Here is a 20,200-nt window from a genome sequence, read left to right as displayed (position 1 = left end):
CTGCCACGCCTTGATGACAATAGCCGCTCCCTCAACTTTGGTTCTCGCTCCCGGCGCGAATGTAACTCGGTGACTAAACGCCCCTCCGTGAACTCGGTATCGAGGACCAATGGTCCGGCGGACTCGGATGCAGTGAGGCCAGCGCGGATTAGGTTAGCCAGTGATTTCACCGCTGCGGATGATGCCCCAAACTCTGACCACACGGCACGATCTGTTTCTGACACGTTCCCTAACCCTTTGCCAGTTGCAATCTGCCGTAAATTTTGAAGTTTGAATGCCACACCATCTGGATTTCGAAAAGACTCCTTCCTTGATGCCTCTGCGTGATAAGGAAATCGACGAAGGACTTCGGATAGCGCCTTTACTCGTTCATCGGAGCTGGATGGAATCCTTCCATCCAGATCGAAGTAGAGATCAAGCGCGAGGATTGTCTCGTCGCGCGTCCATTTTGGATTCCCATGTCCGTGCGTGCGGGCCATAGCTACCGTGTCCTATATCGATAATTGGCGATCGTACTCGTTGTACCGGACATCCGATCATTGCTCAACCGGCGACCTCTCCCTGGCCGGTGGTCTGCTGGTCCCCTTGCCGGTTCGAATTTCCGCAACCGACCTGTTGCAGCCGCTGAGCTTTAAGGAAAGCTGGCACTCAACGTCATAGCTCAGCGGACGACAAAAAAGCGCAACTCCTTGGCCGAACAGTGACACCATGTATTACGGTCTTAGATAATCCGAGACAAATCTTTTATGGGGGCAGACCTTTCGATATAATTGCGGTACTTGTTAGCACCTAATCGAACACGGCTCTAGGAATCTGTGGGCGATGCAAGGAAAAAAGGCGGGGAATGCTCAGTCGTTGAGCATATTTCGTCGCGCTGACGAGAGGGTGCCGGGGATGTGCTACCAACACATCCCGCCGGCGATTTTTGGCTTGGCTGCCTGTTCCATAATTGGAGGAACCACAAGAGCCACCGCGCCTAGGAAACGCATAGCTCTTGTTAGGACGAATGATACCGCGCGCGGCGCGCCGTGCAAAGTAACTTTGCAAAGTTACTTTGCGCGTCTCCCCCGAACTTCATTGCGCCCGTACTTTGATAGTACGGCGTGGTTTATTGCTGCCGCTTTCCTCCTTCTTGCGGAACAGGCCATTTCTGAACAGAAAATGGCTCTTAAGATTCTTCGACTTATTGGTGTGCTGGATTGCGTCGGCGTCAAGAAAACGACGCTGTATCGCTGGATTCGTGAAGGCAAGTTTCCAGCGCCGGTCCAGTTAGGGGCCAGGAGCGTCGGCTGGCGCGCGCAAGACGTCCAGAACTGGGTCGAATCCCGCCAATCGACGCGGGAGCAAGCATGAGCGCGCCCTCCCTTATGATCGATCGCGGCGGCCCGTATGGTCGCGCTATGGGCGCGGCCGTCGGGGCGCGCGATGCCGCGTTCGTGCGTTGCCGCGACGCCCGCCTCCGCAAGCTCGCAGGAATCCTCGATGACATCGAGGGTTGCTTCTGGAATCGTGGCGATGACGCCGGGAAGGTCGTAGCGATCGCCGTCACGCTCGCCTCGACGCTCGCGCTCGAAGCCCCGCACCTGACGACAAAGCAACTTGGCACCGCCTGCGAGAAGTTCGTCCAGGCGATCGCGGCTGCTGAGCAGGATTCGGCGAACTATCGTCGTCGGCAGTATCGACAGCTGCGGAAGGCCTATCGTGCGCTTTACAACGACATTGATGCGCAGTGCACGGACGGGACGCGCCGCTTGCAAGTTAGTGCCCTGCTGCGCGGTGTCGCGCTCGGCCAATCACTGGCGCAGGGCAGCTCGCGACTGGATATCGAACAGCTTAAGCTGGCGACCGCCGTGCTCAAGGGGGAGGCCGCCTGATGCTCGCCCGAAGTCGCTTTGCACTAGGCAATATACGGCGTGGGCGTCGCGATTTGCGTCGTCCAGCATCGCGCGGTATCCTGTGCGCGTCGCTGAGACAACAGCGACCGGGATTTGCAGCCCGACAGTTCCAAGGCGGACGACCGCCGCAGTGCGGTTTTTTTACGTCCGTGTGCCTTCGCGCGCCTCTACGATCAATGGGTGGGCGACGGTGGGGAGGCTTCGGCCTGCCGGTTCCCTTGGACGCCGGTCTGCAAACCCTGCCGTCTGCCCGCCCACCCCAATTTGCAGTGGGGAGCGGGTTCAACCCGTCCAAGGAGGTCGCACCCAATGCGCCAGTCGTCGCACGCCCATACCGGGCAGCAATCCCACCTCATTCAATCCATCGTCCGCGCAGCACTGCGCGACGCAGCAACCGCCAGCACGTATCAAGACGCGCTCGACGCAACCGGCGCGGCATTGGCCGCGATTGCGGCGCTCGTCCGTGCGGAGGTGCGCCATGGCTGAGCTGCGCTGCAAGATTGGCGATCTGGCGATCGTCACGAAGTGCGATGCGCGCTCGCGTATCGGCATGCTGGTCGAGGTGGCATCGGCTCGTCCGACGCCCGATCACGATTGGCGTGTGCGGATCTTGGGCGGCCCCGTCACGGGGCGCAGTGTCTACGGTCGGCGGTCCGGCGATTTCACGCACGCAGCCGTCCACGACTGGAACCTCACGCCGATTCGCGGCGAAGCGGAGCTGGATTGCACGATCGACGTCGGGCAACTCCTCGCGTCGATTCTGGAGGTGCGCCATGTCTGAATTCCGCCTGCCGAACGAAGTCAAGATGATCGCCATGTGTGCGGCCCAGCAGTTCGCCCAGCTCGAAGCGCTATTCGATGCCGTCCGTTCGCATCTTGCGGAGGGCACCTACGAGCGGGCGCTCGTCGACATGGGGCAAAGCGTCGCGAGCCGGTATTCGGCCGAAATGCGCCGCACTGCGCAGCCGGAGGTGTGCCATGACTGATCAGCGCATCCGAACCGCGGTTGTCGACGGATTCGACAACGCACCGCCGTTGGATACCGGCGCACCGATTGAGCTGCAATTTGCCGTCGACCTGGGCGCGATCTGCGCTGACGCATGGCTCGACCTGAAAGGCGACGTGCGGCTGCACGACTACGCGGCGCATCAAGCCGCTGCGTTCGCGCGCGGCATGGAAGCCGCCATGCAGGACGCGGGCGACGTCGACGCGCACCGCGTGACGATCAGCCGCCAAGCGTTCGCGGCCGGCCTGATGGGGCGCGTGCAACAGCACCTGTTTGCGGCGCTCGGCCTCGTCACGCGCGAACCGCGCACGACGCACTGAGGGGCGGTCATGGCAAAGACGAACAAGAGTGCCGTGCAACCGCTCGCGTCGCACTTCGTGGCCGAGGTGAATCGCCCCGATCGCAACCGTATCGGCACGCGGATCAGTGACGCCATGGAGCTGCTGGACAGTCTGCATTGGGCGGCTGACAAGGCCATGTCCGATGACGACTATTGGCTTGTGCTGAGCCTGTTCCGCGCGTCCCTGCCGTCGATCGGCGCGGCGCTGGAGGCGGCCAACGACGCCCTTGGCGAGTCGCGGCTCGGCCGCAACGTCTACAGCAACGACGTCACGGCCGGTGGGGCGGTTCTGTCGGTGCCTCGCGCGGCCGGCTGACGCTGCGCCGCTAGGCATCGCCGCATCATTCAATTCTTCGCGCGTCGGGTAGCTGCTTTCCCGATATGGACTACTAATCGGGAGTCTGCCGACGCGCGTCCAGTGGGAACCTATGAGTAACGCACCCATGTCCGAATTCGAGCGGGCGAGAGTCGCGCTCGGCTATGTTCCGCCCGACGACCGCGACACGTGGCGTCAGGTGGGAATGGCGCTCAAGGCCGAGTTTGGCGAGGAGGGCTTCGCCCTCTGGAACGAATGGAGCCAAGGCGCGCAGAACTACAACGGCAAGGACGCGCGCGATGTGTGGAAGTCGTTCAAGGGCGGCAAAATCACCATCAACACGCTGTTCCACCTCGCCAAGGTCGGCGGGTTCGATCCGCGTGCGCATCGAGCGAAGCCGGTTGATCCAGCGGAGCGCGAGCGGCAGAAAGCCGAGCGCGCGGCCCGAGAAGCGGCCGAGCTGGCCGAACTGACCGAGAAACAGCAAACCGCGTCGGCGCTCGCCGAATCGATCTGGTCGGCGGCCGCGCCCGCGCCGGCCGATCACCCGTACCTCGTTCGCAAGCGCATTCCGGTCGACGCGCTGCGCGTCTATCGCGGCGGCTTGTGCATCGGCACGGCCGCATGCGACGGCGCCCTCGTCATCCCGGCGCGTGACGCGAACGGGAAGCTGTGGACGCTGGAGTTCGTCCTGACGGACGGCCAGAAACGCTATCTACCGAACGGCCGCAAGGCGGGCTGCTTCTCGTTGATCGGCGGCCCGCTATCTTCCGCGCCGTCCACGCTGCTGATTGGCGAGGGTTACGCTACGTGCGCGACGCTCGCGGCCGCGACCGGTTATCCGGCCGCCGTCGCGTTCGACGCCGGCAACCTGCACGCCGTGGCAACGGCACTGCGCGGCCAGTATCCGGACGTCCGCATCGTCGTATGTGCGGATGACGATCACACGACGAAGGGCAATCCGGGCGTGACGAAGGCCCGCGCGGCGGCCGAGGCCGTCGCCGGCATCGTGGCGGTGCCCGACTTCGGCTCGAACCGCCCGGCGGCCGGGACCGACTTCAACGACCTGGCTGCGCACGTCGGCCCGGATGCGGTGGCCGCCGCCGTGCGGGCAGCGCTCGCGCCGGCCGGCTCGGCTGACGTCGGCAAGGGCAAGGCCGCTCCAGCCGCCGCGAAGCCCGCCAAGCGCCCCAAAACGGCCCGCGCGCAGGACGGCAAGTCGCGGTTCGTCGTCGACGACAAGGGCGTGTGGTTTCACGGCTTCAACAATCAGGGCGATCCGCTCCCGCCGCATTGGGTCAGCACGCGGATCGACGTGATTGCGGAGACGCGAAACGAGATGAACAGCGAGTGGGGCTACCTGCTCGAATTCACCGACCGCGACGGCATCCTGAAACGGTGGGCGGTGCCGGCCGGCCTATTTGCCGGCGACGGCACGGAGTTGCGCCGCATGCTGCTCGATATGGGCGTGAAGCTCGGCGTCACGCAGATCGCCCGCACGCAGATCGCCAACTATATCCAGATGGCGCAGCCGGACGCGCGCGTGCGCTGCGTGCCGCGCGTCGGCTGGCATCACGGCGCGTTCGTGCTGCCCGATCGCGTCATCGGCACCGGCAAAGAGGCGCTGATCTATCAAGCCGACACGCCGATCCAGAGCCAATTCAAGGAGCGCGGCACGCTAGAGGACTGGCGACGCGAGGTCGCAGCCTACTGCGTCGGCAATAGCCGGCTGCTGTTCTGCGTCGCTACCGCCTTCGCTGGTCCGCTGCTGCACTTCTCCGGCCTTCAATCGGGCGGCTTTCACCTGCTAGGAACGACGTCGAAAGGCAAGTCGACGGGCGGCGTTATCGCCGCGTCCGTGTTCGGCTCGCCGGACTATGTGCGGAGCTGGAAGGCGACCGACAACGCGCTCGAAGCGGTCGCGACGCAGCATAGTGACGCGCTGCTGATCCTTGATGAAATCGGGCAGGTCGAGCCGCGTCTGGTCGGCGATGTGATTTACATGCTCGCGAACGAGTCGGGCAAGGCGCGCGCGTCGCGTAGCGGCTCGGCAAAGCCGGTTCTCACGTGGCGGCTGCTGTTCCTGTCGAACGGCGAAAAGAGCGTGTCCGCGCTGATGGCTGAGGGCAACAAGCCCATGAAAGGCGGTATCGAGGTGCGCTTGCCTGCGATTCCGGCCGAGGTCGGCGAAATGGGCGTCGTGGAGAAGCTGCACGGCTTTCCGACGCCGGCCGCGCTGATCGAGCATCTAGAGCGGCACGCCGGCATGCACTACGGCACGGCGGGGCCGGCCTTCATCGAGTGGGCGTCGTCGCAGGCCGGCGAGCTGGCCGAGCATCTGCGCATGCGCGTCGATGAGCTGGTCGGTCAATGGGTGCCGGACGGTTCGCATTCGCAGGTCGCGCGCGTCGCCAAGCGGTTCTGCCTCGTTGCGGTGGCCGGCGAGCTGGCGACGGCGCACGGGCTGACCGGTTGGCCGCAGGGCGAAGCGGTCGAGGCCGCGCGTCGCTGCTTCGAAGGCTGGCTCGAACTGCGCGGCGGCACGGGCAACTCGGACGAGGCCGAAGCCGTGCGGCAGGTGCTGCACTTCCTCGTCGCACACGGCGACAACCGTTTCGTGTGGATGAACCGCGCGCAGGACGACCATCGGCCGAACGCGCCGCATCGAGCGGGCTGGAAGCGACTTGTGAAACACGACAGGAGCAGCATCGCGATTGAGTCGAATCAAGCCTATTACGCGGAGTTCGGCGACAAGATGAGCGCCGAAGATGCGGAGTGCGTCGAGACGGAATACCTGATCGAGTCGACCGTGTTCCGTAAGGATGTGTGCGCCGGCTTCGATCACAAGATGGTCGCGAACGCGCTGATAAAGCGTGGTGTGCTGAGGCCCCGCACCGACGGCTATCCGTACCGACGTGAGCACATTCCGGGACATGGCCCGGCCATGGTCTACCGTGTGCTGCCGTCGATCTTCACGCTCGAACTGTGAAAGACGCCGCCGCCGTCCGGGAGGGCGGTGGCGGTCATTCCTTTGCGCGGCATTTTTCGCCCGTGCGTCAAAGTTACTTTGAGCGATACGCACCAGATGGAACTGGGCGGGCGGCTGCCGCGAATCTTGCCGCAGCCGTAACAATCCAGCCCGGTTTATCTCCAGTATCTCCAGCGTTCTCCAAATCGTTTGGAGACACACGAAGCCTTACCCCACAAGGCTTTGCGGCCGATTCAGGCGTTTATCTCCAAATCTCCAACTCGTTTTGCACTGAGCGGACGGGCATTGACCGACTGCATCAACCTTGAAGCCAAGCCGGGCGCGGCTCTCCGGGATTCCAAGGGCATTGACGACGTGTTTTCGAGGGAGGTGTCCGCGATGCGCCCCGATCGGGCATTGTTGCGCCTGCCGCAAGTGTCGGGGCGGGCGGAAAGCGGGGGACCCTGCGTCTAGGGCAAAGACGCGGGGGCTCACACCCGCGTGTTTTTCCTACTCCCGGCGCGCCTAAGGGGGGTCATATTCATACCGACATGCAGGGAGCCGGCAGTGCGATGCCAACTCTGAGAAATCGGTGGGAGGTGCGCAGCAAGGGGGTCATACGCGTGGCGGCACGGGTCTATCTTGCCGCCGCGATCGGAATGATTTCCGCCCCGGCTTTGAGCTTGTCGAGGTAGTCCGCCCACTGTTGCATCATCGAGCGTCGTGCCTTGATGAACTTTGTTCGGTTGTACGCCCGCCCAAGGCTGTCAGGGACCGTATGCGCTAGTTGGTGCTCGATCACTTCCGGCTTTTCCTCCAACTCTTCATGCAGGATCGTCCGTGCCATTGCCCGGAAGCCGTGACCGGTAATCTCGGTGCGAGTGTCGTAGCCGAGCCGACGAAGGGCTGCATTGATAGCGGCCTCGCTCATCGGCCGATTTCGGTCGCGAGCACCGGGGAATACGTAGACGCCTTCGCCGGTCAGGGCGTGAAGCTCGCGCAAAATCGTGACAGCCTGCGCGGCCAGGGGAACAAGGTGATCCGTTTTCGTTTTGTTGACGAAATAGCGCCATTCGCCTTTGTCGAGGTCGAATTGCGCCCATTCTGCCTTTCGCAACTCACCCGGCCTAACGAACAGCATGGGGGCTAGCTTGAGCGCGCAGAGAACCGGGAACGTGCCTGTGAAGCCGTCGAACGCGCGAAGCATCTCGCCCACTTTCTCCGGCTCAGTGATTGAGGCAAAGTGTGTTGTCTGCGCGGGCGGGATTGCATCTACCAGATCGCGGGCCGGATCGGCCTTGCAGTGCCCCTCTTTGATGCCGTAGCGGAATACCCGGCTAATCTCGCTGCGGATGCGATGGGCGGTAAATCTGGCTCCACGCCCGTCTACGCGCTTCAGCACGGCCAGTATCTCCGGGGCGTCGATTTCAGCGATAGGGCGCTTGCCGAGCCATGGGAATACATCGTTCTCCATGCGGGCGAGCGTCTTGGCATGCTGCGCTGGCTCCACGGTCGTCTTGCGCTCGGCCATCCAGCCACGGGCGACAACCTCAAACGAATGGGCCGCCGCGAGCAGGCTGGCCCTTTTTTCCGCCTTCTTCGCTTCACCCGGATCGATGCCGGCAGCGAGCTTTTCACGGGCTTCGTCGCGCTTCTTCCGTGCGGTCGCCAATGTAACTTCCGGGTAGACGCCGAGCGAGTAGCGCTTTTCCTTGCCCCCAAATCGGTATTTGAGGCGCCACCACTTGCCCCCGCTCGGGGCGACTTCCAGATAGAGGCCGCCTCCGTCGAACAGGCGCACGGGCTTGTCGGCAGGCTTGGCGTTCCGGATGGCTGTATCGGTTAATGGCACGGGGGCAACTCCTTACAGGTGAGGCAATTTCGGATGGGTTGCCCCCAATGTTGCCCCCGCTTGCCCCCGGCTGTCTACGCACCACACGGCACTTTGCCGGAATGAAAAAACCCGCGAAGCCTTGTGCTGTCGCGGGTTTTGGGACTTCCGGGAATTTCTCGGAACTATGTCATGGTGCCCAGGGCCGGAATCGAACCGGCACGCCTTGCGGCGGGGGATTTTGAGTCCCCTGCGTCTACCAATTTCACCACCTGGGCTTGATCCTGGCCGCGCATGGTCGTACGCGGCGAAACGCGAATTATGGCGGAAAACCGGATGCCGGGCAAGCTGCCCGGCATCCGCACGCAAGTCACTGGCTCAGGTAGACGAAGCGACCCTGCTTCACGACGCCCATCACGCTCGCGCGCTGATCGAGCCCGACGTGATCCTTGTCGCTCGTATTGACGACGCCGTTCGGCACGACGAGTTCGTGCGCGCGTTCGAGCTCGCGGCGCAGCGCCGTGCGGAACGCGGGCGTGCCGGGCTGCGCGGTTTTCAACGCACGGCCGACCGCATCGGCCAGGCGCGGGTACACGCCCGCCGCGTCGCCCGCGAACTGCGTGACCGTGCCGGCGCCGTACTTCGCCTCGTACGCGTCGACGAACGCGAGCGCGGCCTGGCGGGCCGGATGGTCGGCCGGCAGCGTGCGCGCGACGACGACCGGCTGGGTCGGGAACAGCGTCCCGTCGACGTCCTTGCCGCCCAGCTTGATGAATTCCGGCGTCGCGATCCCGTGGGTCTGGTAGACGGGCCCCTTGTAGCCGCGCTCGATCAGCGTGCGCTGCGGCAGCACGGCCGGCGTGCCCGAGCCCGCGATCAGGATCGCATCGGGCTTCGCCGCGATGAGCTTCAGCGCCTGGCCCGTGACGCTCGCGTCGGTGCGGTTGAAGCGCTCGGTCGCGACCACGCGAATCTTGCGCAGCTCCGCGAAGCGCGTGAATTCGTTGAGCCAGCTGTCGCCGTAGCTGTCGGCGAAGCCGATGAAGCCGACCGTCTTCACGCCGTGGTTGGCCATGTAGCGCGTCATCACGTCGGCCATCGCGCGGTCGCCCTGCGCCATCTTGAATGCCCAGGTCCGCGCGCCTTCCTGCGGCTCGACGATCGCGCCGGAGCCGACCAGCGTGATCATCGGCGTCTGCGCGGCGGCCACCGCGTCGAGCGCCGCGAGCGCGGCCGGCGTGATGTTCGGCCCGACCACGACGTCGACGTGATCCTCGTCGACCAGCTTGCGGATGTTGCGCACCGCGTTGCCCGGGTCGGACGCGTCGTCGAGCACCGTGACATGCACGGGCTGCCCGGCGATCGTCTTCGGCCACATCAGGATCGCGTTCTTGCTCGTGATGCCGATCGCGGCGGCCGGGCCGGTGGACGACAGGTCGACGCCGACCTTCAGGTCGGCATGCGCGGCCGCGCAGGCCAGCACGAGGGCGGCGCCGGCGGCGCGGCGCAACGAGGCGGGAAGCCGTGGCAGGGCGGGAAGCGTCATGCGGGAATCTCCGTCGGGCAGCAAAAAGGGGCGCGATATGCGCCCTGTGTTTATACACGCGGGCTCGAGAAAACGCCGGGACGCCCCGGGTTCTGCCGAGCCCCTCGGGGCCTGGGCGCGCTTACAGCTCGTACGATTCGGATTCGCCCTTGAGCGCCTGTTCGATCAGCTTGCGGTTCAGCGTCGGCGACAGCAGCTCGACCAGCGTATACACATAGCTGCGCAGGTAGGCGCCCTGCTTGAGCGCGACGCGCGTCACGTTGCTGCCGAACAGGTGGCCGACCGGAATCAGCCGCAGGCCGCGGTCGCGCTCGGGATTGAACGCGATGTCGGCCATGATGCCGACGCCGAGTCCGAGCTCGACATAGGTCTTGATCACGTCGGCGTCGATCGCCTCGAGCACGATGTCCGGCGACAGCCCGCGCAGCGCGAATGCATGGTTGATCTTCTTGCGGCCCGCGAACGCGTCGTCGTACGTGATCAGCGGGTACTGGGCGAGATCGTCCAGCGTGACCGGCTTGCGTTCGAGCAGCGGGTGGTCGGCCGGCACGACGGCCGCATGATGCCACTGGAAGCAGGGTAGCGACACGAGCTCCTTGTAGTCGGAGATCGCCTCGGTCGCGATCGCGAGATCGGCCTGGTCGTGAATCACCATCTCGGCCACCTGCGTCGGGCTGCCCTGCAGGATCGACAGGTGAACCTTCGGGAAGCGCTTCTTGAATTCGGCGATCGCGGCCGGCAGCGAGTAGCGGGCCTGCGTGTGGGTCGCCGCGATGGTCAGGTTGCCCTGATCCTGCGCCGCATAATCCTTCCCGACCCTTTTCAGGCTTTCCACTTCCTGCAGGATCCGCTCGACCGATGCAAGGATGATCCGCCCCGGCTCGGTGAGCGAGCGCACGCGCTTGCCGTGCCGCGTGAAGATTTCGACGCCCAGCTCGTCCTCGAGCTCGATGATCGCCTTCGATACCCCCGGCTGCGACGTGTAGAGCGCCTTGGCGGCTTCGGTGAGGTTGAAATTCTGCCGGACGGCCTCGCGCACGAAGCGAAATTGGTGCAGGTTCATTTATAACCCTTCCGCATATCAACAGAATTTTTTAGTCGTTTGAAATATAAGGCGAGTTTATTACGATTCACCGGAGTTTTTCAAATATGGATATCTGTTTTCGTCATTAGCAATCCAGCCGGCAGCGGTTGGCGGCGGTGACGACGGAACGGAGATTCGGGCGCGACGTGGCTAGGACGTCGCGCGGTCACCACGAAAACCCTGGGGTCCCCGAATGTATCAGTACGACCAATACGACCAGACGATCGTCGACGAACGCGTCGCGCAGTACCGCGATCAGGTGCGCCGCCGGCTGTCGGGCGAGTTGAGCGAAGACGAGTTCCGTCCGCTGCGTCTGCAGAACGGCCTGTACATGCAGCGCCACGCGTACATGCACCGCATCGCGATTCCGTACGGCAACCTGCGCAGCGACCAGTTGCGGATGCTCGCGCGCATCGCCCGCGAGCACGACCGCGGCTACGGCCACTTCTCGACGCGCTCGAACATCCAGTTCAACTGGATCCAGCTCGAGGACACGCCCGAGATCCTCGCGAAGCTCGCGTCGGTGCAGATGCATGGCATCCAGACGTCGGGCAACTGCATCCGCAACATCACGGCCGACCAGTTCGCTGGCGTCGCGCAGGACGAAGAGATCGATCCGCGCCCGTGGGCCGAGATCCTGCGCCAGTGGTCGACGTTCCATCCCGAATTCGCGTGGCTGCCGCGCAAGTTCAAGATCGCGGTGTCGGGTTCGAAGCATGACCGCGCGGCCGTGCAGATCCACGACCTCGGCGTGTACCTGAAGAAGAACGCGCAGGGCGAGGTGGTCGCGAGCATTCTCGCGGGCGGCGGCCTCGGCCGTACGCCGATCGTCGGCGCGGTGATCAAGGAAGACCTGCCGTGGCAGCACCTGCTCACCTACTGCGAAGCCGTGCTGCGCGTGTACAACCGCTATGGCCGCCGCGACAACCTTTACAAGGCGCGGATCAAGATCCTCGTGAAGGCGCTGTCGCCGGCGAAGTTCGCGCAGCAGGTCGAGGAAGAGTGGCAGCACCTGAAGGACGGCCCGTCGACGCTCACGCAGGCCGAACTCGACCGCGTGTCGCGGTACTTCCAGCCGCCCGTCTACGAGAAGCTGGCCGACACCGACGCGTCGTTCGAACAGCACCTGCTCGAGAACAAGGCGTTCGCGCGCTGGGTCGAGCGTAACGTCGCGCCGCACAAGGTGCCGGGCTATGCGGCCGTCACGCTGTCGCTGAAGGATCACCGCGTGGCGCCGGGCGACGCGACCGACGCGCAGATGGATCTGGTCGCCGACTGGGCCGACGCGTACTCGTTCGGCGAGCTGCGCGTGTCGCACGAGCAGAACCTGATTCTCGCGAACGTGAAGAAGCGCGACCTGTTCGCGCTGTGGGAAAAGGCGAAGGCGGCCGGTTTCGCGACGCCGAACATCGGCCTGCTGACCGACATCATCGCGTGCCCGGGCGGCGACTTCTGCTCGCTCGCGAACGCGAAGTCGATCCCGATCGCGCTGGCGATCCAGCAGCGTTTCGACGATCTCGACTACGTGTACGACCTCGGCGACCTGTCGCTGAACATTTCCGGTTGCATGAACTCGTGCGGTCACCACCACGTCGGCAACATCGGCATCCTCGGCGTCGACAAGGACGGCGCCGAGTGGTACCAGGTGTCGCTCGGCGGCGAGCAGGGCACGGGCCGCAACGGCGCGCGCCTCGGCCGCGTGATCGGGCCGTCGTTCTCGGCGGAAGAAGTGCCCGACGTGATCGCGAAGCTGATCGATACGTTCGTCGAGGCACGCATCGACGGCGAGCGCTTCGTCGATACGTACGATCGCATCGGCATCGCGCCGTTCAAGGAGCGCGTGTATGCGGCGCGCCAGGCAGTGAACGCGTAACCAACCGGGTAGAAGGAATTTGCAGATGGCTTCGATTATCAAGAACCGCGCAGTGATCGACGACGCATGGCAGGTCGTGCGCGCGGCGGAAGACGGTACGCTGCCCGCGGTCGACGCATTGCCGGCCGGCAAGGTGCTGGTGCCGTTCGCGTTGTGGCAGGCCGAGCGCGCGGCGCTCGTCGCCGCGAAGACGAAGGACGAACTCGGCGTGTGGCTCGCGTCGGATAGCGAACCGGCCGATCTCGTGGCCGACTTCGGCGCGATCTCGCTGATCGCCGTCGACTTCCCGCGCTTCGCGGACGGCCGCGGCTACAGCATCGCGCGCCTGCTGCGCGAGCGGCATGGCTGGACCGGCGAGCTGCGCGCGATCGGCGACGTGCTGCGCGACCAGTTGCTGTACATGTCGCGTTGCGGCTTCGACGCATTCGCGGTGCGGGCCGACAAGGACATCCACGACGCGCTGAACGCGTTCACGGAATTCACGCAGCGTTACCAGGGCGCGTTCGACGAGCCGGCGCCGCTGTTCCGCCGCCGCGCGGCCGCGGCCGACACCAAGGTGAGCGCATGAGCACCGCGACCGCCACCGCGCTGACGCCGGAACTCGCCGCGAAGGTCGAGCGCCTCGACGCGCTGCTCGCGCGCATCGGCGAGCGTCACGACAAGGTGAAGTTCGCGAGCAGCCTCGCCGCGGAAGACATGCTGCTCACGCACGCGATCCTGTCGAAGGGCGTGCCGATCGGCATCTTCTCGCTGAACACGGGCCGCCTGCACGCGGAAACGCTCGGCATGATCGACCGCGTGCGCGAGCGCTACGGCTACGAGATCGAGCAGTTCCACCCGCGGCAGGACGCGGTCGACCAGTATGTGGCCGAGCACGGCCTGAACGCGTTCTACGAGAGCGTCGAGCTGCGCAAGTCGTGCTGCCATATCCGCAAGGTCGAGCCGCTGAACCGCGCGCTGGCCGACGTCGGCGCGTGGGTGACGGGCCAGCGTCGCGAGCAGTCGGTCACGCGCGCGGAGCTGCACGAGGAAGAACAGGACGAAGCGCGCGGGATCGCGAAGTACAACCCGCTCGCCGACTGGACGGAAGCCGACGTGTGGGCGTACCTTGACGCGTTCGACGTGCCGGTCAACCCGCTGCATGCGCGCGGCTATCCGAGCATCGGCTGCGAGCCGTGCACGCGGGCGATCCGCCCCGGCGAGGACAGCCGCGCGGGCCGCTGGTGGTGGGAGTCGCGCGACACGAAGGAATGCGGGCTGCACGTCACGACGATCACGCCGATTCCCGCGAATGCCGACGCCGGCGCCGCGCACTGAAAGCCGACAAGAAACCGAATATTGCGCCGCCCGCGACAGCGGGCGGCACGAACCCAGAAGAGAAGGACTGAAATCATGAGCACGACGCTCGAGCAATCCGCCTTTGCCCCGCCCGCCGGCGCCGACAGCCGCATGGGCCACCTCGACTGGCTCGAAGCCGAGTCGATCCACATCCTGCGCGAACTCGTGGCCGAATGCAGCAAGCCGGCGCTGTTGTTCTCGGGCGGCAAGGATTCGGTCGTCGTGCTGCATCTGGCGCTGAAGGCGTTCGGCCTCGGCGCGAACCGCAAGACGACGCTGCCGTTCCCGCTCGTGCATATCGACACGGGCCACAACTACGAGGAAGTGATCGACTTCCGCGACCGCCGTGCGCAGGAGCTCGGCGCCGAGCTCGTGGTCGGCCACGTCGAGGATTCGATCAAGCGCGGCACGGTCGTGCTGCGCCGCGAGACCGATTCGCGCAATGCCGCGCAGGCCGTCACGCTGCTCGAGACGATCGAGCAGCACGGTTACACGGCGCTGATCGGCGGCGCGCGCCGCGACGAAGAGAAGGCGCGTGCGAAGGAGCGCATCTTCTCGTTCCGCGACGAATTCGGCCAGTGGGATCCGAAAGCCCAGCGCCCGGAACTGTGGAGCCTGTACAACGCGCGCCTGCACAAGGGCGAGCACCTGCGCGTGTTCCCGATCTCGAACTGGACCGAGCTCGACGTGTGGCAGTACATCGCGCGCGAAAACCTCGAACTGCCGTCGATCTACTACGCGCACCAGCGCGAGATCGTGCGCCGCAACGGGCTGCTCGTGCCGGTCACGCCGCTCACGCCGATGCGTGATGGCGAGACGAGCGAGCTCGCGCAGGTGCGCTTCCGCACGGTCGGCGACATCAGCTGCACGTGCCCGGTCGAGAGCGACGCGGACGACGTCGAGAAGATCATCGCCGAGACGGCGGTGACCGAGATCACCGAGCGCGGCGCGACCCGGATGGACGACCAGGCGTCCGAAGCCGCGATGGAACAGCGCAAGAAGCAAGGTTATTTCTGAAGCACACGAGGACATTCACATCATGAGCATCATCGAGAACACCGAAGACCTCGGCGTGCTGCGCTTCATCACCGCGGGCAGCGTCGACGACGGCAAGAGCACGCTGATCGGCCGCCTGCTGTACGACAGCAAGGCCGTGCTGTCCGACCAGCTGTCCGCGCTGTCGCGCGCGAAGAACAAGCGCACGGTCGGCGACGAGCTCGACCTCGCGCTGCTGACCGACGGCCTCGAAGCCGAGCGCGAGCAGGGCATCACGATCGACGTCGCGTACCGCTACTTCGCGACCGCGAAGCGCAAGTTCATCATCGCCGACACGCCGGGGCACGAGCAGTACACGCGCAACATGGTCACGGGCGCGTCGACCGCGCACGCGGCGATCATCCTGATCGACGCGACGCGCGTGACGATCGAGAACGGCGTCGCCGATCTGCTGCCGCAGACCAAGCGCCACAGCGCGATCGTCAAGCTGCTCGGGCTGCAGCACGTGATCGTCGCGATCAACAAGATGGACCTCGTCGACTACAGCGAGGCGCGCTTCAACGAGATCCGCGATGCGTACGTCGCGCTCGCGAAGCAGCTCGGCCTGACCGACGTGCGCTTCGTGCCGGTGTCGGCGCTCAAGGGCGACAACATCGTCGGCGCGAGCGAGCGCATGCCGTGGTACGCGGGCGAGCCGCTCCTCGACGTGCTCGAGTCGCTGCCGGTCGAGACGCAGGCGCATGACGCGCTGCGCTTCCCGGTGCAGTGGGTCGCGCGCCAGGACGGCAGCTCGGCCGACGATTTCCGCGGCTACATGGGCCGGATCGAGTCGGGCGAAGTGAAGGTCGGCGACACGATCGTCGTGCTGCCGTCGAACCGCACCGCGACGGTCGCCGAGATCATCGCACCGGTGCCGGGCGGCACCGCGGCCGTGCCGCATGCATTCGCGGGGCAGACGGTGACGATTCGCGTCGAGGAAGACGTCGACGTGTCGCGCGGCGACATGTTCGTCACGACCGCCGAGCCGGTCGAGCCGGCGAAGAAGCTCGAGGCCGACCTGTGCTGGTTCGACGAGGCGCCGCTGTCGCCGCAGCGCAAGTACCTGCTGAAGCAGACCACCAGCACGGTGTTCGCGAAGATCGGCGCGGTCAAGCAGGTGCTCGACGTGCATACGCTGTCGCACGCGACCGACCGTCAGGAGCTGAAGATGAACGACATCGGCCGCGTGGCGCTGACGCTGCAGAAGCCGATCGTTTGCGACACGTACGATGCGCACCCCGGTACGGGCGCGTTCGTGCTGATCGACGAGGCGACGCATCACACGGTCGCCGCCGGCATGATCCGGGCGTTCTCGGCATAACGCGCATGAGCGGCATGACCGGCGTTCAGCGCCGCCCACGCGGCGGCGCGCGCCGGCCGGCATCCGCATGAGCATGAGCACGACTAGCGAAGCGACAAACATGGGCAAGGTGTATCTGATCGGAGCAGGGCCGGGCGCCGCGGACCTCATCACGGTGCGCGGCATGCGGCTGCTCGAGCAGGCCGACGTGGTGCTGCACGACGCGCTCGTCGAGCCGGCGATGCTCGACTACGCGCCGAACGCGCGCAAGATCGCCGTCGGCAAGCGCTGCGGGCAGCGTTCGACCGCGCAGCACTTCATCAACAAGCAGATCGTCGACGCGGCGCGCGAGCATGCATGCGTCGTGCGGCTGAAGGGCGGCGATCCGATGCTGTTCGGCCGCGCGGAAGAGGAAATGCGCGCGCTCGAGGCGGCAGGCATCGACTACGAGGTCGTGCCGGGCATCACCGCGGCGCTGGCCGGCGCGGCGACGCTGAAGCGGTCTCTGACGCTGCGCGGCGTGTCGCGCAGCGTCGCGTTCGCGACGCACAGCCGCGCACCGGGCAGCGACGAGATCCGCGAGGCCGCGCGCGCCGATTCGATCGTCTACTACATGGGCCGCGACAGCGCGCCCGGCATCGCACAGCAGCTGATCGACGCGGGCCGTGCACCCGCGACGCCGGTCGCGATCGTCGAGGCGTGCAGCACCGCGCGCGAGCGCACGCTGACGCTGACGCTCGCGCAGATGGCCGCGGGCGACGCGCAGGCGTGGCTCGACCCGGCCGAACCGAGCCTGCTGATGATCGGCGATGCGTTCGCCGAACGCGTACGGATCGCGAAAGAGGGCGACGCGTTGCGCAATGCCGCTTGAGTCGGCGGAGCGGTCCGCGCGACAGGCGATGCGGCGATGGGTCCGATAGGTGAAAAAAAAGCGCTGGCTACCGAAGCCAGCGCTTTTTTGTTTGGGCTCGCCGCTACGGCTCGCCGCTACGGCTCGCCGCTTCGCTCACGCGTCGCGTTCGATCTGCTCGATGCAGTAGCGCGCGACCGCGTCGAGCACGCCGTCGTCTTCGCCGACGGCTGTCGCGCAGCGGATGTCGACGCCCGGATGCGCGGCGCGGCATGCGTCGACGAGTTGCGGCAGATCGCGGCGCACGTGGCCGCCCTGGCCGAAAAAGACCGGCACCACGGTGATGCGCGTGCAGCCGGCCGCGGCTTGCGCGGCCACGGCCTCACCGAGCGACGGCGTCATCAGTTCGAGGAACGCGAGCGACACCTGCGTGGCGGGGGAGCCGGCGCCGCGCAGCCGCGCGGCGAGCCGCTCGAACGGCTCGGCCCAGCGCGGATCGCGGGCGCCGTGGCCGAACAGGACGATACCGTGCGAATGCATGTCGAAGCCTCCGTCGCGACGCGGCGCTCAGTGCCGGTCGACCCACTTGAGCGCGAACAGGCCGAGCGCGAGATAGATGAGGCCCGGCGTCGCGGCGGTCAGCGGCGCGGGCCACGTGTTCAGCGTGCCGATGTGCGAGAACAGCGTGTTGAGCAGCTGGAAGCTCATGCCGAGCATGATGCCGCCGAACACCTTCACGCCGACCACGCCGGCCCGCGTGTGCAGGTACGCGAACGGCAGCGACAGCACGAGCATCACGAACACCGCGAACGGATACAGCAGCTTGCGCCACAGCGCGATGTCGTAGCGCTGCGTGTCCTGCTGGTTCTCGCGCAAGTGCTGGATGTAGCGGAACAGGTTGATGATCGACATGCGCTCCGGCGACACGAGCAGCACCGACAGGATCTGCGGCGTCAGGTCGGACCGCAGCCGGTATTCGGGCAGCGACACCTGCTGCGACCGGTACACGGGGTTCAGCGCATCGGCCGGCTGGCCGCTGACCGGCTTGATCGGCGTCAGCTCGGTTTCGGTCACGCCCGTCAGCAGCCAGTGGCCGGGCGGCTCGTAGCGGCCGGTCTGCGCGATCCGCACGTTCTGCAGCTGGAATTTCGAATCGAATTCGTAGATGCGCACGTTGCTGATCGTCGAGTCGGGCGACAGGCTGCCGACGTTGACGAAGCGCGTGACCTGCTCGCCGTTCTCGCGGGCCGCGAGCGTGTCCTTTACCCACACGCCCGACTGGAAGTTCGACGACACCGACGCGCCGAGCGCCTGCAGCCGCACGCGCTCGGACAATTGATCCGCGTACGGCCCGACGAATTCGCCGATCAGGTAGGTGACGATCACGAGCGGCACGCCGATCTTCAGCAGCGAGCGCAGCGCCTGGTTGGTCGCGAGGCCCGACACGCGGAAGATCGTGAATTCAGAGTTCGCGGCCATCTGCGCGAACACGTAGATCGCGCTGATCAGCGCGGCGACCGGAATGATCTCGTAGAAGCGCGACGGCGTCTGCAGCGCGACGCGCAGCACCGCGTAGCCGAACTTGTAGTTGCCGTGCCCGACCGAGTTCAGCTCGCTGATCAGGTCGAAGAAGAAGAACAGGCCGGAGAACGCGAACAGGATGAAGATGAACGTGACGTAGATCTGTCGCGCGAAGTATTTTTCATAGAGCCGCATCGATCATGCTCCCGAGCGGCCGAACAGCGCGCGTGTCAACAGCGGACGATTGCGCACGCGCAACCAGAAAATGAACGCGACGATCGCCGCGACGAGCACGTGCAGCCCGACGAGGCCGACGCCGAACGACATCTTGCCCTGCTCGATCTGCGCCTGCACGACGTTCAGCAGGTTCGAGTACGTGAGGTAGATCAGCACGGCCATCACGAGATTGATCGTGCGGCTGCGGCGCGGGTTCTGGTACGAGAGCGGGATGCCGAGCACCATCAGGTTGATCGCGATCAGCGGCAGCCCCGCGCGCCACGCGAATTCCGCGAGGTTGTCGCGCGTCGGGTTGCGCAGCAGGTCGGGCGTGGGCGTGCTGTTGGTGGTCTGCACGTTGACGACCGGCTTGCTCGTGATCTTCACGCCGTAGCGCTCGAACTCCATGATCTTGAAGTTCGGCTGGCCGGGCGTGCCGTCGTAGCGGCGGCCGTCCTCGAGGACGACGAAACGATCGCCGTCCTTCGAGGTTTCCGTGTGGCCCGTCTGCGACACGACCACGTTGAGCTTGCCGTTTTCCGTCGACGTGACGAATACGTTCTGCACCTTGCTCTGGTCGGGCGACATCTTCTCGATGAAGAACACGCGATGATTCGCGGCCGATTCGCGGAACTGGCCGGGCGCGAGCAGCGAGATCTCGTCGCGCTGCTGGAAGCGCGCCTTGATCATCTTGCTCTGCTGGTTCGACCACGGCCAGCCGACGAACGCGAAGAAGGTGATCAGCAGGATGATCGGCGTGGCGAACACGCCGATCGGCTTGATGAGGCGCGTGAGGCTCACGCCCGACGCGAGCCACACCACCATTTCGGAGTCCCGGTACCACCGGGTCAGCACGAACAGGATGGACACGAACAGCGTGACGACGAGCATCACGGCGAGGTAGCCGATCACGGTCAGGCCGATCAGCACGAGCACGTCGCGCGGATCGATTTCGCCGGACGCGGCGTAGCCGACGATGCGAATCATCATCGTCGTGAGCATGATCGTGAGCAGCACCATGAACACGGCGCCAGCCGTATACGCAAGCTCGCGCTGGAGGGAGCGTTCGAAGATCATTCTT

General features: G+C 65.4%; 20 protein-coding genes and 1 tRNA gene. 14 read left to right on the top strand and 7 right to left on the bottom strand.

From position 1 onward, the window contains the following. The first annotated feature begins 1,077 nt into the window (after positions 1 to 1,077). The 8 genes from CFB52_RS12950 to CFB52_RS12910 all read left to right on the top strand — a co-directional run bounded on the left by CFB52_RS12950 (position 1,078) and on the right by CFB52_RS12910 (position 6,546). On the top strand, positions 1,078 to 1,353 hold the full coding sequence (locus tag CFB52_RS12950; protein WP_017432796.1) for an AlpA family transcriptional regulator: 276 nt from the start codon (positions 1,078 to 1,080) through the stop codon (positions 1,351 to 1,353). After that, a complete protein-coding gene (locus CFB52_RS12945) occupies positions 1,350 to 1,874 on the top strand; it encodes a hypothetical protein (protein ID WP_060010192.1) in 525 nt (174 codons plus the stop codon). Before CFB52_RS12950 ends, CFB52_RS12945 begins: the two co-directional genes overlap by 4 nt. Before the next feature lie 330 nt (positions 1,875 to 2,204). Further along, positions 2,205 to 2,381, top strand: coding sequence for a hypothetical protein (locus tag CFB52_RS12935; RefSeq protein WP_099316733.1), 177 nt, complete (start codon positions 2,205 to 2,207; stop codon positions 2,379 to 2,381). Continuing rightward, positions 2,374 to 2,676, top strand: a complete 303-nt coding sequence (locus CFB52_RS12930) for a hypothetical protein (protein ID WP_099316951.1) — start codon at positions 2,374 to 2,376, stop codon at positions 2,674 to 2,676. Before CFB52_RS12935 ends, CFB52_RS12930 begins: the two co-directional genes overlap by 8 nt. Continuing rightward, on the top strand, positions 2,669 to 2,881 hold the full coding sequence (locus tag CFB52_RS12925) for a hypothetical protein (protein WP_099316732.1): 213 nt from the start codon (positions 2,669 to 2,671) through the stop codon (positions 2,879 to 2,881). The genes CFB52_RS12930 and CFB52_RS12925 overlap by 8 nt, the downstream gene beginning before the upstream one ends. Beyond that, positions 2,874 to 3,221, top strand: a complete 348-nt coding sequence (locus CFB52_RS12920) for a hypothetical protein (protein ID WP_009908645.1) — start codon at positions 2,874 to 2,876, stop codon at positions 3,219 to 3,221. Before CFB52_RS12925 ends, CFB52_RS12920 begins: the two co-directional genes overlap by 8 nt. 9 nt (positions 3,222 to 3,230) lie before the next feature. Beyond that, a complete protein-coding gene (locus tag CFB52_RS12915; RefSeq protein ID WP_099316731.1) occupies positions 3,231 to 3,557 on the top strand; it encodes a hypothetical protein in 327 nt (108 codons plus the stop codon). Positions 3,558 to 3,684: 127 nt separating this feature from the next. Beyond that, positions 3,685 to 6,546 carry a DUF927 domain-containing protein gene (locus CFB52_RS12910; RefSeq protein WP_180278210.1) on the top strand — a complete coding sequence of 954 codons (2,862 nt, stop codon included), beginning with the start codon at positions 3,685 to 3,687 and terminating at the stop codon, positions 6,544 to 6,546. Positions 6,547 to 7,162: 616 nt separating this feature from the next. On the opposite strand, the gene CFB52_RS12900 is transcribed toward CFB52_RS12910, so the two are convergent. The 4 genes from CFB52_RS12900 to CFB52_RS12885 form a co-directional block, all read right to left on the bottom strand. Next, the gene (locus tag CFB52_RS12900) at positions 7,163 to 8,377 is read right to left on the bottom strand and encodes an integrase arm-type DNA-binding domain-containing protein (RefSeq protein WP_050012082.1); all 1,215 of its coding nucleotides are present in this window, start codon (positions 8,375 to 8,377) and stop codon (positions 7,163 to 7,165) included. A 172-nt stretch (positions 8,378 to 8,549) separates the two neighbouring features. Then, positions 8,550 to 8,634: transfer RNA gene (locus CFB52_RS12895), tRNA-Leu, on the bottom strand. 92 nt (positions 8,635 to 8,726) lie between these two features. Then, positions 8,727 to 9,902, bottom strand: a complete 1,176-nt coding sequence (locus CFB52_RS12890; protein WP_099316729.1) for an ABC transporter substrate-binding protein — start codon at positions 9,900 to 9,902, stop codon at positions 8,727 to 8,729. 121 nt (positions 9,903 to 10,023) lie between these two features. Further along, complete coding sequence (locus CFB52_RS12885) at positions 10,024 to 10,965, bottom strand: CysB family HTH-type transcriptional regulator (protein ID WP_027785173.1); 942 nt, start codon at positions 10,963 to 10,965, stop codon at positions 10,024 to 10,026. Between the two features lie 214 nt (positions 10,966 to 11,179). Here CFB52_RS12885 and CFB52_RS12880 point away from each other — a divergent pair, with 214 nt between their 5' ends. The 6 genes from CFB52_RS12880 (at position 11,180) to cobA (ending at position 17,403) form a co-directional block, all read left to right on the top strand. Further along, positions 11,180 to 12,859, top strand: a complete 1,680-nt coding sequence (locus CFB52_RS12880; RefSeq protein ID WP_089465064.1) for a nitrite/sulfite reductase — start codon at positions 11,180 to 11,182, stop codon at positions 12,857 to 12,859. 25 nt (positions 12,860 to 12,884) lie between these two features. After that, the gene (locus tag CFB52_RS12875) at positions 12,885 to 13,427 is read left to right on the top strand and encodes a DUF934 domain-containing protein (protein WP_060010210.1); all 543 of its coding nucleotides are present in this window, start codon (positions 12,885 to 12,887) and stop codon (positions 13,425 to 13,427) included. After that, a complete protein-coding gene (locus CFB52_RS12870; RefSeq protein ID WP_059646263.1) occupies positions 13,424 to 14,176 on the top strand; it encodes a phosphoadenylyl-sulfate reductase in 753 nt (250 codons plus the stop codon). The genes CFB52_RS12875 and CFB52_RS12870 overlap by 4 nt, the downstream gene beginning before the upstream one ends. A gap of 75 nt (positions 14,177 to 14,251) precedes the next feature. Continuing rightward, complete coding sequence (gene cysD / locus CFB52_RS12865; RefSeq protein WP_059576774.1) at positions 14,252 to 15,214, top strand: sulfate adenylyltransferase subunit CysD; 963 nt, start codon at positions 14,252 to 14,254, stop codon at positions 15,212 to 15,214. Between the two features lie 22 nt (positions 15,215 to 15,236). Then, positions 15,237 to 16,553 carry a sulfate adenylyltransferase subunit 1 gene (locus tag CFB52_RS12860; RefSeq protein WP_059576771.1) on the top strand — a complete coding sequence of 439 codons (1,317 nt, stop codon included), beginning with the start codon at positions 15,237 to 15,239 and terminating at the stop codon, positions 16,551 to 16,553. A 100-nt stretch (positions 16,554 to 16,653) separates the two neighbouring features. Next, the gene (gene cobA / locus CFB52_RS12855) at positions 16,654 to 17,403 is read left to right on the top strand and encodes a uroporphyrinogen-III C-methyltransferase (RefSeq protein WP_059576768.1); all 750 of its coding nucleotides are present in this window, start codon (positions 16,654 to 16,656) and stop codon (positions 17,401 to 17,403) included. A gap of 135 nt (positions 17,404 to 17,538) precedes the next feature. On the opposite strand, the gene CFB52_RS12850 is transcribed toward cobA, so the two are convergent. Genes CFB52_RS12850 through lptF form a run of 3 tightly spaced genes read right to left on the bottom strand, consistent with a single transcriptional unit; the run spans position 17,539 to position 20,196 of the window. Next, positions 17,539 to 17,922 (bottom strand): sirohydrochlorin chelatase, encoded by a 384-nt coding sequence (locus CFB52_RS12850; protein WP_099316728.1) that lies wholly within the window; start codon positions 17,920 to 17,922, stop codon positions 17,539 to 17,541. Between the two features lie 27 nt (positions 17,923 to 17,949). Then, positions 17,950 to 19,098 carry an LPS export ABC transporter permease LptG gene (gene lptG, locus CFB52_RS12845; RefSeq protein WP_059576762.1) on the bottom strand — a complete coding sequence of 383 codons (1,149 nt, stop codon included), beginning with the start codon at positions 19,096 to 19,098 and terminating at the stop codon, positions 17,950 to 17,952. 3 nt (positions 19,099 to 19,101) lie between these two features. After that, on the bottom strand, positions 19,102 to 20,196 hold the full coding sequence (gene lptF / locus CFB52_RS12840; RefSeq protein ID WP_059576759.1) for an LPS export ABC transporter permease LptF: 1,095 nt from the start codon (positions 20,194 to 20,196) through the stop codon (positions 19,102 to 19,104). Between the last annotated feature and the right edge of the window lie 4 nt (positions 20,197 to 20,200).

Source organism: Burkholderia sp. AU18528, from assembly GCF_002223215.2.
In the GTDB taxonomy this organism is placed as follows: domain Bacteria; phylum Pseudomonadota; class Gammaproteobacteria; order Burkholderiales; family Burkholderiaceae; genus Burkholderia; species Burkholderia semiarida.
This window is presented reverse-complemented; position numbering and strand designations above follow the sequence as displayed.